Origin of the sequence: Microbacterium enclense (assembly GCA_038182865.1) — a bacterium.
Taxonomy (GTDB): domain Bacteria; phylum Actinomycetota; class Actinomycetes; order Actinomycetales; family Microbacteriaceae; genus Microbacterium; species Microbacterium enclense_B.
In genome coordinates this window covers 2,273,555-2,288,504 of sequence record CP116226.1, presented here as the reverse complement: position 1 = coordinate 2,288,504, position 14,950 = coordinate 2,273,555, and the positions used below count along the sequence as shown (strand labels likewise).

Annotated in this window: 15 protein-coding genes; 8 read left to right on the top strand and 7 right to left on the bottom strand. The window is 70.7% G+C overall.

What is annotated here, in order from left to right; all coding sequences use genetic code 11:
• Positions 1 to 69: 69 nt before the first annotated feature.
• Positions 70 to 1,545 (bottom strand): helix-turn-helix domain-containing protein, encoded by a 1,476-nt coding sequence (locus PIR02_10700; protein WZH35248.1) that lies wholly within the window; start codon positions 1,543 to 1,545, stop codon positions 70 to 72.
• Positions 1,546 to 1,676: 131 nt separating this feature from the next.
• On the opposite strand from PIR02_10700, the gene aceA reads away from it, so the two are divergent.
• The 3 genes from aceA to PIR02_10685 all read left to right on the top strand — a co-directional run bounded on the left by aceA (position 1,677) and on the right by PIR02_10685 (position 5,248).
• Positions 1,677 to 2,993 (top strand): isocitrate lyase, encoded by a 1,317-nt coding sequence (gene aceA, locus PIR02_10695; GenBank protein ID WZH35247.1) that lies wholly within the window; start codon positions 1,677 to 1,679, stop codon positions 2,991 to 2,993.
• A 198-nt stretch (positions 2,994 to 3,191) separates the two neighbouring features.
• Positions 3,192 to 4,865, top strand: a complete 1,674-nt coding sequence (gene aceB / locus PIR02_10690) for a malate synthase A (protein WZH35246.1) — start codon at positions 3,192 to 3,194, stop codon at positions 4,863 to 4,865.
• 59 nt (positions 4,866 to 4,924) lie between these two features.
• On the top strand, positions 4,925 to 5,248 hold the full coding sequence (locus PIR02_10685; protein WZH35245.1) for a hypothetical protein: 324 nt from the start codon (positions 4,925 to 4,927) through the stop codon (positions 5,246 to 5,248).
• A gap of 15 nt (positions 5,249 to 5,263) precedes the next feature.
• On the opposite strand, the gene PIR02_10680 is transcribed toward PIR02_10685, so the two are convergent.
• Positions 5,264 to 6,067, bottom strand: a complete 804-nt coding sequence (locus PIR02_10680; GenBank protein ID WZH35244.1) for a DeoR/GlpR family DNA-binding transcription regulator — start codon at positions 6,065 to 6,067, stop codon at positions 5,264 to 5,266.
• A 79-nt stretch (positions 6,068 to 6,146) separates the two neighbouring features.
• Between PIR02_10680 and PIR02_10675 the strand changes: the two genes are divergently transcribed.
• Genes PIR02_10675 through PIR02_10665 form a run of 3 tightly spaced genes read left to right on the top strand, consistent with a single transcriptional unit; the run spans position 6,147 to position 8,776 of the window.
• Complete coding sequence (locus PIR02_10675; GenBank protein ID WZH35243.1) at positions 6,147 to 6,800, top strand: hypothetical protein; 654 nt, start codon at positions 6,147 to 6,149, stop codon at positions 6,798 to 6,800.
• 55 nt (positions 6,801 to 6,855) lie between these two features.
• A complete protein-coding gene (locus tag PIR02_10670; protein WZH35242.1) occupies positions 6,856 to 8,148 on the top strand; it encodes an MFS transporter in 1,293 nt (430 codons plus the stop codon).
• 49 nt (positions 8,149 to 8,197) lie between these two features.
• On the top strand, positions 8,198 to 8,776 hold the full coding sequence (locus tag PIR02_10665; protein ID WZH35241.1) for an AAA family ATPase: 579 nt from the start codon (positions 8,198 to 8,200) through the stop codon (positions 8,774 to 8,776).
• Between the two features lie 116 nt (positions 8,777 to 8,892).
• Here the strand turns inward: PIR02_10665 and PIR02_10660 are convergent, their stop codons facing one another.
• Positions 8,893 to 10,188 (bottom strand): chloride channel protein, encoded by a 1,296-nt coding sequence (locus PIR02_10660; GenBank protein ID WZH35240.1) that lies wholly within the window; start codon positions 10,186 to 10,188, stop codon positions 8,893 to 8,895.
• A 56-nt stretch (positions 10,189 to 10,244) separates the two neighbouring features.
• Between PIR02_10660 and PIR02_10655 the strand changes: the two genes are divergently transcribed.
• Together PIR02_10655 and PIR02_10650 are read left to right on the top strand one after the other, a co-directional pair.
• The gene (locus PIR02_10655) at positions 10,245 to 10,568 is read left to right on the top strand and encodes a hypothetical protein (GenBank protein ID WZH35239.1); all 324 of its coding nucleotides are present in this window, start codon (positions 10,245 to 10,247) and stop codon (positions 10,566 to 10,568) included.
• Between the two features lie 38 nt (positions 10,569 to 10,606).
• Positions 10,607 to 11,806 (top strand): pyridoxal phosphate-dependent aminotransferase, encoded by a 1,200-nt coding sequence (locus tag PIR02_10650; protein WZH35238.1) that lies wholly within the window; start codon positions 10,607 to 10,609, stop codon positions 11,804 to 11,806.
• Between the two features lie 186 nt (positions 11,807 to 11,992).
• On the opposite strand, the gene PIR02_10645 is transcribed toward PIR02_10650, so the two are convergent.
• The 4 genes from PIR02_10645 to PIR02_10630 form a co-directional block, all read right to left on the bottom strand.
• The gene (locus tag PIR02_10645) at positions 11,993 to 13,129 is read right to left on the bottom strand and encodes a UDP-N-acetylmuramate dehydrogenase (protein ID WZH35237.1); all 1,137 of its coding nucleotides are present in this window, start codon (positions 13,127 to 13,129) and stop codon (positions 11,993 to 11,995) included.
• Positions 13,129 to 13,533: a MaoC/PaaZ C-terminal domain-containing protein gene (locus PIR02_10640; protein WZH35236.1), complete on the bottom strand. Its 405-nt coding sequence runs from the start codon at positions 13,531 to 13,533 to the stop codon at positions 13,129 to 13,131. Before PIR02_10640 ends, PIR02_10645 begins: the two co-directional genes overlap by 1 nt.
• Positions 13,530 to 13,979, bottom strand: coding sequence for a MaoC family dehydratase N-terminal domain-containing protein (locus tag PIR02_10635; protein WZH35235.1), 450 nt, complete (start codon positions 13,977 to 13,979; stop codon positions 13,530 to 13,532). Before PIR02_10635 ends, PIR02_10640 begins: the two co-directional genes overlap by 4 nt.
• A gap of 85 nt (positions 13,980 to 14,064) precedes the next feature.
• On the bottom strand, positions 14,065 to 14,862 hold the full coding sequence (locus PIR02_10630) for a sulfite exporter TauE/SafE family protein (GenBank protein WZH35234.1): 798 nt from the start codon (positions 14,860 to 14,862) through the stop codon (positions 14,065 to 14,067).
• Positions 14,863 to 14,950 lie beyond the last annotated feature (88 nt).

Genomic DNA, 14,950 nt, shown 5'->3' with positions numbered 1-14,950 from the left:
CAGCACAGCACGGCCCCGCAGCACAGCACGATCGCCGCCCACCAGGGCCGCAGATGTCACCGCCGCCGCTCACTCCGGCGCGTGCGCCTGCAGGAACTCGTACAGCTCGGTCGTGTCCACCCCCGGAAACGCCCCGGTCGGCAGAGTGGCGAGCAGTGTCCGCGGCGTGCGTACGTTCGGCCACGCCTGCCCGCGCCACGCGGCCTCGAGGTCGGCGGGCGCGCGGCGGCAGCACGTCTCGACCGCGTGCCGAGAGACTCCCCGATTCGGCGTATCGCGCCCGCGGAACCACCGCGTGTCGTCGAAGCGCACCCCCACGCTCACCGAGTGCGCGCCTTCGCTCGACTGCTCCACGCGCGCGGTGCACCAGTACGTCCCGTTGCCGGTGTCGGTGTACTGGTAATACGGGTTGAAGAGGTCATCCTCCTCGAAGACGACGCGACTCGTCCAGCGCCGGCAGCACATCTGCCCCTCGATCGAGCCGAGGCGATCGGTCGGGAAGTTCACGTCGTCGTTCTCGTACGCCTTCGTGATCGTCCCCGACTCGTGCACCTTGAGGAAGTGCACCGGGATGCCGAGATGCACCGTCGCGAGGTTGGTGAACCGGTGCGCGGCCGTCTCGTACGACACGGCGTAGGCGTCGCGGAGATCCTCGATGCTGATCGAGCGCCGTTCCTTCGCCTCGCGCAGGGCGGCGACGACGTGCGCCTCGGGCATCAGCAGCGCCCCGGTCAGGTAGTTCGTCTCGACGCGCTGGCGCAGGAACTCGTCGTAGCTCGTCGGTTCGCCATGTCCGAGGATCCGGCTCGACAGCGCCTGCAGCACCGCCGCGCGCGGGTCGCCCTTCGCGACCTTCGTCGACAGATACAGCCGCCCGTTCTTCACGTCGGCGATGCTCCGCGTCGACGACGGCAGATCGGGCACGTAATGCAGGGTGAAGCCGAGGTGGGCGGCGATGTCGCTCGCCCCCCGCTGGGTCAGCGGCCCGCCGGGGTGGTCGACGGCTTCGAGGATCCCGGATGCCACGCTCTCCAGCTCCGGGAAATGGTTGTCCTGCGTGCGCATCAGTCGACGCAGGGCCACATTCGCACGACGAGCCTCCTCGGGCGTCGCGGAGCGCTCCTCGCGCAGGCGCTCGATCTCGGCTTGCAGAGCGAGCATCGCGGCGAGCGCCTCGTCGGGCACCGACCGCCCCACGCGGAACGGGGCGATTCCCAACGCCTGGAATGTCTGACCGCGCATCGCCCGCTCCACCGACAGCTCGAGCGTGGTGCGGGCGTCGAGGGGCTCGGCATCCAGGATCTGATCGAGCTTGCACTCCAGCGCCCGGGCGATCGCCTGCAGCAGCGTGAGCTTCGCCTCGCGGCGACCGTTCTCGATCATCGACATCTGACTGGGGGCGCGGCCGACGGCGCCGGCGAGGTCATCGAGCGTCATTCCCCGCGCGGTGCGCAGTTGCCGGATGCGTCGGCCGATGGTGAGGGTGTCCACCTCCTCATCGTCGAGCGGGAGGGATGCCGCGGAAGCACGAACGCCGGTGTCCATACCGGAAGGTTCTCACACAAGCGGAAGATCGCGCGATCTTCACTCAAGGAATGTGGTTTCGACCCCGCATTCTTCGCGGATGGTGGTCTCCACGGGGCACCGAGGCCCCGGCATCCCGAAGGAGAACGCTCATGACGATCCAGGCCACCCCCGGTCAGCCCGCCCTGCGACCCGGGGACCAGACCGAGACCGCCGACGAGATCCGCGCCTCGTGGGAGAACGACCCCCGCTGGGACGGCATCGAGCGCACGTTCTCGGCCGACGATGTCGTCCGCCTTCGCGGCACCGTCCGCGAGGAGGCGACCCTCGCCCGCCGCGGGGCCGAGAACCTCTGGAACCTCCTCCACACCGAGGACTACGTCCGGGCGCTCGGCGCCTACACCGGCGGTCAGGCCGTGCAGCAGGTGCGCGCCGGCCTCAAGGCCATCTATCTCTCCGGCTGGCAGGTCGCCGCCGACGGCAACCTCGCGGGGCAGACCTACCCCGACCAGAGCCTGTACCCGGCCAACAGCGTCCCCGCGGTCGTGCGTCGCATCAACAACGCGCTGCTGCGTCAAGACCAGATCGAGCGCGCGGAGGGAGAGGTTACGCAGGACTGGCTCGCTCCGATCGTCGCCGACGCCGAAGCCGGCTTCGGCGGGCCGCTCAACGCCTACGAGCTCGCGCAGTCGCTGATCGCGGCGGGGGCCGCCGGCATCCACTGGGAAGACCAGCTCGCGAGCGAGAAGAAGTGCGGCCACCTCGGCGGCAAAGTGCTCGTGCCGATCCAGCAGCACATCCGCACCCTCAACGCCTCGCGTCTCGCCGCCGACGTCGCGGGCGTGCCGACCGTGATCATCGCCCGCACCGACGCGCTGGCCGCCGACCTGCTCACGAGCGACGTGGACGAGCGCGACCGGGAGTTCCTCACCGGCGAGCGCACGAGCGAGGGCTTCTACCGGGTGCGCCCGGGCCTGGAAGCCGTGATCGCGCGCGGTCTCGCCTTCGCCCCGTACGCCGACCTGCTGTGGGTCGAGACCGGCGAGCCCGACATCGAGCTCGCCCGCCGCTTCGCCGAGGCGATCCACGCTCGCTTCCCGGGCAAGAAGCTCGCATACAACTGCTCGCCGAGCTTCAACTGGAAGCGTCACCTCGACGACGCCCAGATCGCGACGTTCCAAGCGGAGCTGGCGGCGATGGGCTACGCCTTCCAGTTCATCACCCTGGCCGGCTTCCACGCCGTGAACCACTCGATGTTCGACCTCGCCCGCGGCTACGCCGAGCGCGCCATGAGCGCGTACGTCGAGCTGCAGGAAGCCGAGTTCGCCGCCGAAGCCGTCGGCTACACCGCCACGCGCCACCAGCGCGAAGCGGGCACCGGCTACTTCGACGTCGTCTCCACCGCGCTCAACCCCGACAGCGCCACGCTCGCCCTGGCCGGCTCCACCGAGACGGCCCAGTTCCACTGACCCTCTTCGCCCCGCTCTCCCTCTTCGCCCCCGCCCGGCCCCGGCCCCGCTTGAGTGTCCAAGACACCCGGACCCTTCGGAAATCCGTCCGGGTGTCTTGGACACTCAGCAGGGAACACACGGCCCGCACCCCGCACCGCGCACCGCGGGTCGGGCGGCGGCGGCGGGAGGGAGCGCCACGCACAGAAAGCCACGACCATGACCCTCATCACCTCTCCCCCGCCCACCACGACGCACACGAGCACCGAAGGATGCCGGATGCCGAGCGCCCCGGCATCCGTCCCGCACCTGCGTCTCGAACGCCCCCTCGAAGGACGGGATGCCGAGATCCTCACGCCCGCGGCCCTCGCCTTCCTCACCGAGCTGCACGACCGCTTCGCCCGGCGCCGGCACGACCGACTGGCCGCGCGCGAGCGCCGGCGCTTCGAGATCGGCACGGGCGACGACCCGCACTTCCGCGCCGACACCGCGCACATCCGCGACGACCCGTCGTGGCGCGTGGCGGGCGCGGGTCCCGGGCTGGAGGACCGCCGCGTCGAGATCACGGGCCCCACCGACCCCAAGATGACGATCAACGCGCTGAACTCCGGCGCGCGGGTCTGGCTCGCCGACCAGGAGGATGCCACGAGCCCCACCTGGCGCAACGTCATCGGCGGGCAGCTCTCGCTGTTCGACGCGATCCGCGGGCAGCTGTCGTTCACGAGCCCCGAGGGCAAGCGCTACGAAGTCACCGCCGAGCGCACCCCGACGATCGTGATGCGCCCGCGCGGCTGGCACCTGCCCGAGAAGCACGTGACGTTCATCGACCGCTCCGGCCGCGAGCTGCCGGCATCCGGATCCCTCGTCGATTACGGGCTCTACGCGTTCCACAACGCTCACGCGCTGATCGCCAGCGGCCGGGGGCCGTACTTCTATCTGCCGAAGATCGAGTCGGCCGAGGAAGCCCGCCTGTGGGACGACGTGTTCTCGTTCACCGAGGAACGGCTCGGCCTCGCGCACGGCACGATCCGCGCGACAGTGCTCATCGAGACGCTGCCCGCGGCATTCGAGATGGAGGAGATCCTCTTCGCCCTGCGCGACCACTGCGCGGGACTGAACGCCGGACGCTGGGACTACATCTTCTCGATCATCAAGACCTACCGGGGGCGCGGGGCGCGCTTCGTGCTGCCGGACCGGAGCGAGGTCACGATGACGGTGCCGTTCATGCGGGCGTACACCGAGCTGCTCGTGCAGACCTGCCACAAGCGGGGTGCCTACGCCATCGGCGGTATGAGCGCGTTCATCCCCAACCGGCGTCGTCCCGAGGTGACCGAGGCGGCGTTCGAGAAGGTCGCCGCCGACAAGCGCCGAGAGGCCGGCGACGGCTTCGACGGCACGTGGGTGGCGCACCCCGACCTCATCCCGGTGGCGCGCGCCGAGTTCGACGCCGTGCTCGGCGATCGCGAGAACCAGCTCGAGCGGACGCGCGACGACGTCTCCGTGGAGCCGCGCCAGCTGCTCGACCTGCGCATCGGACTGCCCGTGACCACGGCGGGCGTGCGCGGCAACGTGTCGGTCGCGATCCGCTACATCGAGGCGTGGCTGCGGGGCCTCGGTGCCGTGGCGATCGACGACCTCATGGAGGATGCCGCCACGGCAGAGATCTCCCGCTCGCAGATCTGGCAGTGGATCCACCAGGACCGCGAGACGGCCGAGGGCGACACGATCACCCGCTCGTTCGTCGAGGGGCTGCTCGACGAGGTGCTGGGCGAGGTGCCGCGCTCCGATGGCGACCGCTTCGACGACGCCGCCGAGGTGTTCCGCGAGGTGGCCCTGCGGCCGGAGTTCCCGGCGTTCCTGACGTTGCCGGCGTACGCGAAGTACCTCGACTGACGGTCCCCGGCGCGAGCCCCCTCCCCGTCTCGGGAGGGGGCTCGCGCTACGGTGAGCGCATGACCACGGTCGCTGCCCCCGTCCGCCCGCGCGCCGACGTGCTCGGCATCGTCGCCGTCGTCGTCGCGAGCCTCGCGTTCCTGCCGTTCCCCGTCCTTCTCGCGGCCGGTTTCGTCCCAGCGCTGGACGGGGTCGGGTGGTACGGACTCCTCCTCTTTCCAGCCGCCGCTCTCGTCGCGGCCGTCGCGCTCCTCCTCTCGATCATCGGCATCGTCGTCGGATCTCGGCGCGGGTCGCCCATCGTCGCCTCGGTCGTCGCCGTCGTCATCGCGCTGTTCGCTCTCGCGCCCGGCGTGCTCGTGATCGCCCTGTGGTGGCGCTGACGCCGACCGACGCGCCTAGGGCGAGGACGGCAGGTCCGCCGTCCACAGTTCGACGCCCATGTCCGCGATCGCCGCGGCGGCGCTCTCGGGCAGCTCGGCATCGCTGACGATGACGTCGAGCGCGTCGAGGGGCACGACGCGGAAGCGCTCGGCGGTGCCGTACTTCGTGCTGTCGGCGACCAGGGCGCCGGAGGTCGCGGCATCCAGGACCGCCCTCTTCAGCACGACCTTGTCGAGCTCGGGACTCGTCAGGCCGTGGGAGGTGTCCCACGTGCCGGTGCTGAGGATCGCCAGGTCGAGCGTCATCGCCGACACGGTCGCGGCTGCGAGGGCGCCGCTGGACGAGCCGCTCGCGGCGTCGACGACGCCGCCCGTGTGGATGACCTCGATCGTGGGGTGCGCGTAGAGGGCGGAGACGGTGAAGAAGTCGTTCGTGACGATGGTCAGTCCGCGCCGCGCCGTCAGGTGCGGAACGAGCGCCTGGCACGTGGTCCCCGCGTCGATGAAGACCGTCATCCCGTCGACGACGAGATCGGCGGCGCGCTGGGCGACCGCCTGCTTGCGCGGCAGCTCGAGGACGGCTCGGGATCCGCGCTCGCGGGGCGGCTCCACGCCGGCGCGTTCTCGAAGGCGCACACCGCCCTGTACGGCGTCGACGAGTCCGTCCTCCTCGAGCGCGGCGATGTCGCGGCGGACGGTCATGTGCGACACCCCGAGCGACGAGGCGAGGTGGCGGATGCTGAGCGCGCCCGCGCCCCGCAGGAGGCGCATCAGTTCGCGCTGACGCTGTTCGGGGATGAGAGGGGGCGACGGAGACATCGCTCCGAGCCTAGGCCTCCAGATCGGGCGTGAAACACGATGTTCTTGTGTGTGAAGTTACGTGATACCGTGTGCAACGATGTTAAAGAAGCACGAAGTCCTCTCCGCCGTCGTCGAGACCGGCGTGGTCCTGATCGTCCGCCTCGACTCCGCCGACGAGGCGCTCGCCGTCTCGCGTGCCGCCGTCGCGGGCGGCATCCGCGCCCTCGAGATCACCCTGTCGGTGCCCCGCGCGCTCGAGGTCGTCCGCACCCTCTCCGACGAGTACGCCGACAGCGGCGTGGTCGTCGGAGTCGGGACGGTGCTCGACGCCGAGATGGCCGTCGCCTCGGTGCAGGCCGGCGCGCGCATGCTGGTCAGCCCCAACCTCAACCCCGACATGATCCGCGCCGCGAACCGCTACCAGGCGCTGACGATCAGCGGGGCGTTCACGCCGTCCGAGATCGTGGCGACCATGGAGGCCGGCGCCGACATCGTGAAGCTCTTCCCCACCGAGATCGCCGGTCCCGACTACCTGCGCACGGTGATGGCGCCCCTCGCGCACGCGCCCATCCTGCCGGCCGGCGGAGCCACCGCCGAGAACGTCGGCGAGTGGTTCGGCGCCGGTGCGCTCGCCGTGGGCGTCGGCAGTGCCATCACCAAGGCCGCCCGCGCCAGCGGCGACCTCGACGACGTCACGCGTGCCGCGTCGACCTTCCTGGCCGCGGTCGAGAACGCCCGCACGCCCCACTGACCCCCTCGCGGCGGACCGTGACGTCCGCCGTCCCCTGAACACGAAGGAGTGGACCATGAGCGAGACGACGGCCGACGCGCCGCAGCTCACGCGCGCCGAGAAGAAGACGATCCGGATCCGATGGTTCCTCGTCGGATTCCTGATCCTGGGCGGGGTGGTGAACTACCTCGATCGCTCGACGCTCAGTGTGGCGAACACCACCATCGCCGGCGAGTTCGGACTCGACCCGTTCGCGATGGGTCTGCTCCTGTCGGCGTTCTCCTGGCCGTACGCGATCGCGAACCTCCCCGCCGGCTACCTCGTCGACAAGTTCGGCCCGAAGAAGATGTTCGCCTTCGCCGCCGGGGCGTGGTCGCTCGTGTCGATCGTCACCGCCGCCGCGAACTCCTTCGGCGTCCTCTACGCCTGCCGTGTCGCCCTCGGCATCACTGAATCGCCTTTCTTCACCTCGGCGTTGAAGGTCAACGAGCGCTGGTTCAACAAGTCCGAGCGCGCTCTCCCCGTCTCGCTCGTGAACACCGGTTCGCAGATCGCCAACGCGATCGCCCCGCCCCTGCTGACGTTCCTGCTGCTGACGATGAGCTGGCGCGGCATGTTCATCATCGTCGGTGCGTTCGGCATCGTGGTCGCCCTCGTCTGGCTGCGCATCTATCGCGACCCGACGCTGAAGGAGCAGGCGCTCATCAAGGGTGCCGAGGCCGAGGCGCGTGTCGCCGCGTCGGTCGAGAAGGTCGGCTGGGGCCGTCTCCTGGTGCAGTCCAACACCTGGTTCATGGTGCTCGGCGCGTTCGGCATCTTCTACACCGTCTGGGTCTACCTCACGTGGCTGCCCAGCTACCTGCAGACGGCCCGCGGCTTCAGCCTGGCCGAGAGCGGCTGGCTCGCCTCCCTGCCGTTCCTCTGCGGCATCGTCGGCGTGATCTTCGGCGGCTGGCTGTCGAACCGTCTCGTACGCCGGGGCGTCAACACCGTGCGAGCCCGCAAGATCCCCATCGTCGGTGGCGCGATCCTGGCCGCCGCCGCCGTGCTCCCGGTGGCGTACGTCGACAGCACCCCGCTCGCCGTCATCCTGCTGTCGGTCGGGTACTTCGCCTCGCAGGTGCCGATCGGATGCCTCTGGACCCTCGCATCCGACATCGCCCCCTCGAACCAGGTGGCCTCGCTCGGCGCCATCCAGAACTTCGGCGGGTTCATCGGGGCGGCCGTGGCCCCGGTCGTCACCGGAGCGATCCTCGCCTCGACCGGCGGCAACTACACGCTCGTATTCCTCATCGGCGGCGTGCTGCTGCTGGTCGGCGCCCTGTCGTACGGCCTGTTCGTCAAGGACCGCTCGATCGCGGCATCCTGATCATCGAGGGGAGGGCGCCGCGCGCACCCTCCCCTCCCCGGGAGGACTCATGACCGCACGACTCTTCTTCGTGATCGGACCGGCCGGCAGCGGCAAGTCGACGGTGAGCACGATGATCGCGCGCCGTATCGGCGCGGCCTACCTCGACAAGGACTCCGTCGCGACCGCCTTCACCGAGGCGCTGCTCGAGGCCGCGGGCAGCGACAAGAACGAGCGCGACAACAATCCCTACTACCAGAGCGTGGTGATGGGCCTCGAGTACGCGACGCTTCTGCGCCTCGCGGGCGACAACCTGCGCCTGGGCACGGACGTCGTGCTCGACGCACCGTTCGTCCGCTACTTCCCCGAGGCCGACTACCTCGAGCGCGCGGCCGCAGCGCACGGCTGGCCCGACGACATGACCATCGTCGTGGTCCACGTCACCGTCGACGGCAGCCTCGTGCGCGATCGCGTCGACTCCCGCGGGTACGGCCGCGACGCGTGGAAGCTGGCGCACTGGGACGAGTTCTGGGCCACGGCCCAGGCGGCGGACTGCCGGTGGCGTGGGGCGCACCACGTGCTGTTCGACAACAGCGCCGCGGGGACGGATCCGGCTGCCCTCGAGGCGGCCCTGGCCGCCTTCGTCTGAGCCCCGCCGGGCCCGTCCGCTCCCGCCCCGTCGCGTGGCGTACCGCCACCGCCCGACGCGCGACACCCGGACTCACCGGCACGCCGGCGCCGCCCGAAGATCGACCCGGTCCGCCCTCAGGGGCGCGCCGGGTCGATCGGCGTGAAGCGCCGCAGGCTCGCCCGCGACGACAGCCGCGACGCGGCGAGCGACCCCGCCACGGCGAGGAAGATCGGCAGCAGCAGGGTGAACCCGGTGTCGGTGAACTCGATGATCAGCGCGATCGCCGTGAAGGGCGCCCGCATGTTGGATGCCAAGAACGCCGCCGCCGCGACGATCGCGAGCGCCGTGCCGTCGGCGCCCGGCCAGACGAGAGCCCACCCGGCGGCGGCTGCGGCACCGAGCGCCGCGCCGATTGCGACCGAGGGCTGGAGGGTGCCGCCGATGGCCCCCGAACCGAGGGAGATCGTCGTCGCGACGTACTTCAGCAGCGCGAGCAGCAGCAGGAGCAGGGCCGGCTGCGAGAGGTCGAACCCGGCGGTGGCGAGGGCCCGCCCGTTGCCGAGGACGAGGGGGAAGAACGCCCCCAGCGCACCGACCGCCGTGAAGGTCACCGGCAGGACGACCAGCAGCTTCCACCCGGTCGGTCGGAAGCGTCCGAGCGCCTTGGTCACGGTCGCGAAGCTCGTCGCACCCCACCCCATGAGCGGTCCGATGAGGATCGCCGCGACGACGAGCGACGCGTTCACCTCGAGAGCGGGCACCTGGTACAGCGATTGCTCGCCGACGAGCGGACGCGCGACGAACGTGGCGATGGCGCTGATCGACAACGCCACGACCGCGCCGCCGACGCTGAACTGGGCGAGCAGGATCTCGACCGCGAAGAGGGCACCCGCGAGCGGGACGTTGTAGACGGCCGCGAGACCCGCGCCGGCCGCCGACGCGATGAGGATACGCCGCCACCGCGCGTCGAGACCGAACCAGCGCACGATCTTCGAGCCCGCCATCGCCGACAGTTCGCGGGGGGCGACCTCCTTGCCGATCGAGGCGCCGAGGGCCACCGAGCCGACCTGGATGACCGTGTCGGCGAGCGTCTCCCACCACGGCATCCGTGCCCCGTCGACGCCCTGCTCGACCGTGGCGAGTTTGCGTCCGAAGCGGCGCAGCAGATACCAGCCGACGGCGGCGACCACGCCCGCGCCACCGACCGTGACGATCGGCAGCCACCACGGCGACGGCAGCGGCAGACCGTCGAGGAACGGGCCCTCCTCGTGGCCCCAGACGAGATGTTCGATCGAGTGCACGATCCACACGAGCAGCAGCACCGCGAGGCCGGTCGCGAGCCCGACGATGAGGGTGGCCACGCCCAGCTTCAGCAGGGCTCCGATCGCGCGGCGGTGGGTGCGGGGAGGCGCGAGGGGTTCTGCGGTCACACTGCCACGCTAACCGGTCCGTGTTTCCGGCCCGTTCCGCGCGCTACGGTGACCGCATGAGCGCTGACCTCGTCTCGCCGCGGCGTCCCTTCGACGTCCTCGGCTTCATCGCCGTCTGCCTGGCGGCCGTGATCATCGTTCCGACGCTGTTCGTGTTCCTCGTGGGTCTCCTCCCCGACATGAACGCGATCTGGTGGCTGGGACTCTTCCTGATCCCGGTGCTGATGGTCGGTGGACCGGTCGTGGTCGTCGTCGCCGTGCTCGGTCTCCTCGTGGCGGCCCGCCGTCGGGGTCGCCGCGCGTGGTCGACCGTGGCTCTGGGGCTCGGCATCCTGATGCTCGTCCCGTACGCCTCCGCGTGGCTCGCCTCGCTGTCATAAGCCTCGTCGCGCGAGGGCACGAACAGTAGGCTCGGAACGTGACTTCCCGCGCTCCCCTCTCCCGCAAGCTGTCCGCCATCGCCGAGTCCGCGACCCTCAAGGTCGACGCCAAGGCCAAGGCCCTCCAGGCCGCCGGTCGACCGGTCATTTCGTACGCCGCGGGCGAGCCCGATTTCGCCACTCCCTCGTTCATCGTGGATGCCGCCGCCGAGGCGCTGCAGAACCCCGCGAACTACCGCTACACCCCCGCCGCCGGCCTCCCGGTGCTGCGCGAGGCGATCGTGGAGAAGACGAAGCGCGACTCCGGTCTCGAGGTCGCCCCCTCGCAGGTCATCGTGACCAACGGCGGCAAGCAGGCCGTCTACCAGGCGTTCCAGACGGTCGTGAACCCCGGCGATGAGGTGCTGCTGCCCGCGCCGTACTGGACGACCTACCCCGAGGCGATCGCCCTGGCCGACGGCACGCCCGTCGAGGTGTTCGCCGGCGCCGACCAGGACTACAAGGTCACTGTCGCGCAGCTCGAGGCCGCGCGCACCGACAAGACCACGGTGCTCGTGTTCGTGTCGCCGTCGAACCCGACCGGCTCGGTGTACACCCCCGAAGAGACGGCCGAGATCGGCCGCTGGGCCCTCGAGCACGGGATCTGGGTGATCACCGACGAGATCTACCAGAACCTCACGTACGAGGGCGCCCGCGCGGTGTCGATCGTCGAGGCCGTGCCCGAGCTCGCCGCGCAGACGATCCTCGTCAACGGCGTCGCGAAGACCTACGCCATGACCGGGTGGCGCGTGGGCTGGATGGTCGGACCCGCGGATGCCATGAAGCTCGCCGCGAACCTGCAGTCGCACCTGTCGAGCAACGTCAACAACGTCGCGCAGATCGCCGCCGCGGCTGCCCTGAACGGCCCGCAGGACGAGGCGGAGCAGTTCCGTGAGGCGTTCGATCGCCGTCGCCGCCTGATCGTGTCGGAGTTGTCGAAGATCGACGGCGTCGAGGTGCCGAACCCGCTCGGCGCGTTCTACGTCTACCCCGACGTGCGGGGGCTGCTGAACCGCTCCTGGGGTGGCGTCACGCCTACGACCTCGCTCGAGCTCGCCGACCTCATCCTGGAGCAGGCCGAGGTCGCCGTGGTACCCGGCGAGGCCTTCGGCCCGAGCGGCTACCTGCGCCTGTCGTACGCCCTCGGCGACGACCAGCTCCTCGAGGGGATCCAGCGCCTCCAGCGCCTGTTCTCCTGACATCCGTCTCGGGTGCCCGTCCGGCGCCGGTCACCGACTCCCGGTGCCGGCGCCGTTTCACGCCCGCACGCAGGGACCGTCCCGCGGAGTTGCGGGCCGACACGCCGCACGCCGAGATGCTGAACGGCGTGTCGGCACCGGACCCCGCACGACGGCACGCCCCGAGGGGCGAGCGGGACCCCGTCGCTACAGCTCGACGTTGACGAGCACGGGCTCGGGCTGCAGCAGCAGACCGAACTCGGACTGCACCCGGTTCTGCACGAAGCGGGCCAGCTCGGCGATCTCGGCCGCGGTCGCCTCACCGCGGTTGGTCAGCGCCAGCGTGTGCTTGGTCGAGAGCCCGGCGCGCGAGCGGGGGAAGCGGAACCCCCGACCGAGCCCGGCATTCTCGATCAGCCACGCGGCGCTCACCTTGACCTCGTGCCGCTCGACCGGAGGAGAGGGAAGGATGCCGTCGAACGCGGCGAGCGGGATCACGGTCACGGGATCGAGCACCGGCGCCAGCGGCCACTTCGGGCACGCCTCGGGGAGGGTGCGGGCGAAAGCCGCGCTGACGATGGCGTTCTGGAAGAACGAGCCCGCGCTCCAGGTGTCGGGGTCTTCCGCATCGAGCACCATGCCCTTGCGGGCGCGGGTCGCCAGCACGTGATCACGGATCCAGCGCAGCGAGACCGCCTGGTGAGCGTCCAATCCCAGCGCGCCGCGCAACTGCTCCCCCGCGATCGGACGCTCGCCGTCACCGACGCGCTCGAGTTCGAGCGTGACCGAGAGGATCACGGCGGAACGGTCGGGCACCGAGCCGTAGTGCTGCTTGAGGACCGAGGTTCGGAAGCCGAGCCCCAGCTCCGCCGCGGGCACGATCGACACCTCCCCCGTGGACTCGTCGATCAGCTCGACCTCGACCAGGGTCTGCACGATCTCCTGACCGTAGGCCCCGACGTTCTGCACGGGGGCAGCCCCGACAGTGCCCGGGATCCCCGACATCGCTTCGATGCCGGCCAGGCCCCGATCGACGGTCTCGGCGACGAGGGCGTCCCAGTCGTGACCGGCCTGGACGCGCAGGTGCACCGTCTCGGCGCGGGAACCGGGGAGTTCTTCGATGCCGGACGTGAGCACGCGAATCACCGTGCCGTCGAACGGCTCGTCACCGACGAAGAGGTTGGACCCCCCGCCGAGGACGAACCACTCGTCGCCGTCACTCCAGACCTCGCGCAGTGCCGCGACGAGTTCGTCGGCGGTGCGCGCCTCGATGAGACGGGCGGGCTCCCCGCCGGTGCGCAGCGTCGTCAGCTGCGACAGCGGGATCGGGGCGACCTCGGGCATCAGCGCAGCCGTACCCGCACCTGCGCCTTGCCGAGCACGGTCGTCTCGGCGAAGGTCACGGTGAGGTCGATACGCGCCGTCTCGTCGTCGACCGCGCCCACCTTGGCGCTGATGTGCAGGTCGGCGCCGGTCTCGGGGTCGACGACCACGGGGCGCGTGAACCGCACGCCGTACTCGGCGATGCGACCGGGGTCGCCGATCGCATCGGAGAGCGTGCCGACCGCGATCCCCATCGTGAGCATGCCGTGCGCGAGCACACCCGGCAGCCCGACGGCGGCGGCGACGTCGTCGCGGTAGTGGATGGGATTGAAGTCGCCCGACGCGCCCGCGTACCGCACGAGCGATTCGCGGGTCAGGCGCACGGAGCGCTCGGCGATGACCTCGCCCACGGTGAAGGCGCTCATGCCCCCGCCTCCCCCGCCAGCAGGACGCTGGTCGTGGTCACGACGTGGGCGCCGTCGGCATCCACGATCTCCGCTTCGCTGGTGATCATGGCGTTGCCGCCCATCGAGCGGATGCCGGTGACCGAGAGCGTCGCGACGAGCTCGTCACCCGCGACGATCGGGCGCGTGTAGCGAAAGCGCTGTTCCGCGTGCACGAGGCGCGACAGTTCGATCCCGGACTCGGGGTCGCCCAGCAGCTGCTGGAGGGTGAGGTCCTGCACCACCATCGCGAAGGTCGGCGGCGCGACGACGTCGGCGTAGCCGAGGGCGCGCGCGGCGTCGGGGTCGGAGTGCTGCGGAGCGTCGGCGAAGACGGCGCGAGCGAACTCGCGCACCTTCTCGCGGCCGACCAGGTACGGGGCGGTCGGAGGGAAAGCACGACCGACCAGGTCAGGATTCACGGGCACCCGACCAGTCTACGGCGGGGTCTTCACCGGGCTCGGTCGACGCGGAAACGGGCGCGTTGCCGGGATGCCCCGACAGACGACCGCGTCAGCGCTGGTGCCGCCCGCGCACGGCCTTGACCGCGATCTGCGAGGCGATGAACACGAGGAAGACCGAGAACAGCACGTTGGCCACGAACGGGTCGACGGCCTTCGCGATCTGCGCGCCGAGCGCGGTCGTGGCGCACGCGGCGAGGCCCACGCACGCGGCACCGGCCAGGTCGACGTTGCGACGGCGGAGGTTGCCGACGGTCCCGGAGAGGGCCGTCGGGATCATCATCAGCAGTGACGTGCCCTTGGCGATGAGGTCGCTCGTGCCGAACACCAGCAGCAGCGCGGGCACGACGATGATGCCCCCGCCGACCCCGAGGAGGCCGGCCAGGATGCCGGTGACCACACCGAGCACCGCGAGCCCGGGTCCGGTGATCCAGGTGAGCACGAGCTCGGCGTCGCGCGAGGGGATCACGAAGTACAGGCTCACGATGACGGCCACGAGGAACGCGACGAACGCCCAGCGCAGCGCGGTCTGCGACAGCTTCGGCAGGAGCCACGTGCCGATCTGCGCACCGATCACGGCACCGGCGGCCAGGATGAGCGCCGGAATCCATGCGACGTGTCCGTCGACGGCGTAGGTGATGACGCCGACGGATGCCGTGGGAACGATCGCGGCGAGCGAGGTCCCTGCCGCGAGGCGCTGATCGAAGCCCAGTATGAGCACCAGTAACGGAACGATGACCGTTCCTCCGCCGACGCCGAACAACCCCGACATGAGTCCGGCCAGGAGCCCCACGCCGACGCAGACGGCGAAGAAGCGGACGGAACGTTGCGGGCGGGTGTCGGCATGCACGGTGAAACAGTCTGGCAGGTCGACCGCGACTTCACCGGACTCGCGCCCGGACGAAAAGCGGCCCCCGGTGTCCGAAGCCGCGTCCACC

What these genes read in the sequence shown, in the direction of transcription:
- PIR02_10700 (WZH35248.1), bottom strand. Translation starts at nt 1,545, where the DNA reads ATGGACACCGGCGTTCGTGCTTCCGCGGCATCCCTCCCGCTCGACGAT.
- aceA (WZH35247.1), top strand. Translation starts at nt 1,677, where the DNA reads ATGACGATCCAGGCCACCCCCGGTCAGCCCGCCCTGCGACCCGGGGAC.
- aceB (WZH35246.1), top strand. Translation starts at nt 3,192, where the DNA reads ATGACCCTCATCACCTCTCCCCCGCCCACCACGACGCACACGAGCACC.
- PIR02_10685 (WZH35245.1), top strand. Translation starts at nt 4,925, where the DNA reads ATGACCACGGTCGCTGCCCCCGTCCGCCCGCGCGCCGACGTGCTCGGC.
- PIR02_10680 (WZH35244.1), bottom strand. Translation starts at nt 6,067, where the DNA reads ATGTCTCCGTCGCCCCCTCTCATCCCCGAACAGCGTCAGCGCGAACTG.
- PIR02_10675 (WZH35243.1), top strand. Translation starts at nt 6,147, where the DNA reads ATGTTAAAGAAGCACGAAGTCCTCTCCGCCGTCGTCGAGACCGGCGTG.
- PIR02_10670 (WZH35242.1), top strand. Translation starts at nt 6,856, where the DNA reads ATGAGCGAGACGACGGCCGACGCGCCGCAGCTCACGCGCGCCGAGAAG.
- PIR02_10665 (WZH35241.1), top strand. Translation starts at nt 8,198, where the DNA reads ATGACCGCACGACTCTTCTTCGTGATCGGACCGGCCGGCAGCGGCAAG.
- PIR02_10655 (WZH35239.1), top strand. Translation starts at nt 10,245, where the DNA reads ATGAGCGCTGACCTCGTCTCGCCGCGGCGTCCCTTCGACGTCCTCGGC.
- PIR02_10645 (WZH35237.1), bottom strand. Translation starts at nt 13,129, where the DNA reads ATGCCCGAGGTCGCCCCGATCCCGCTGTCGCAGCTGACGACGCTGCGC.
- PIR02_10640 (WZH35236.1), bottom strand. Translation starts at nt 13,533, where the DNA reads ATGAGCGCCTTCACCGTGGGCGAGGTCATCGCCGAGCGCTCCGTGCGC.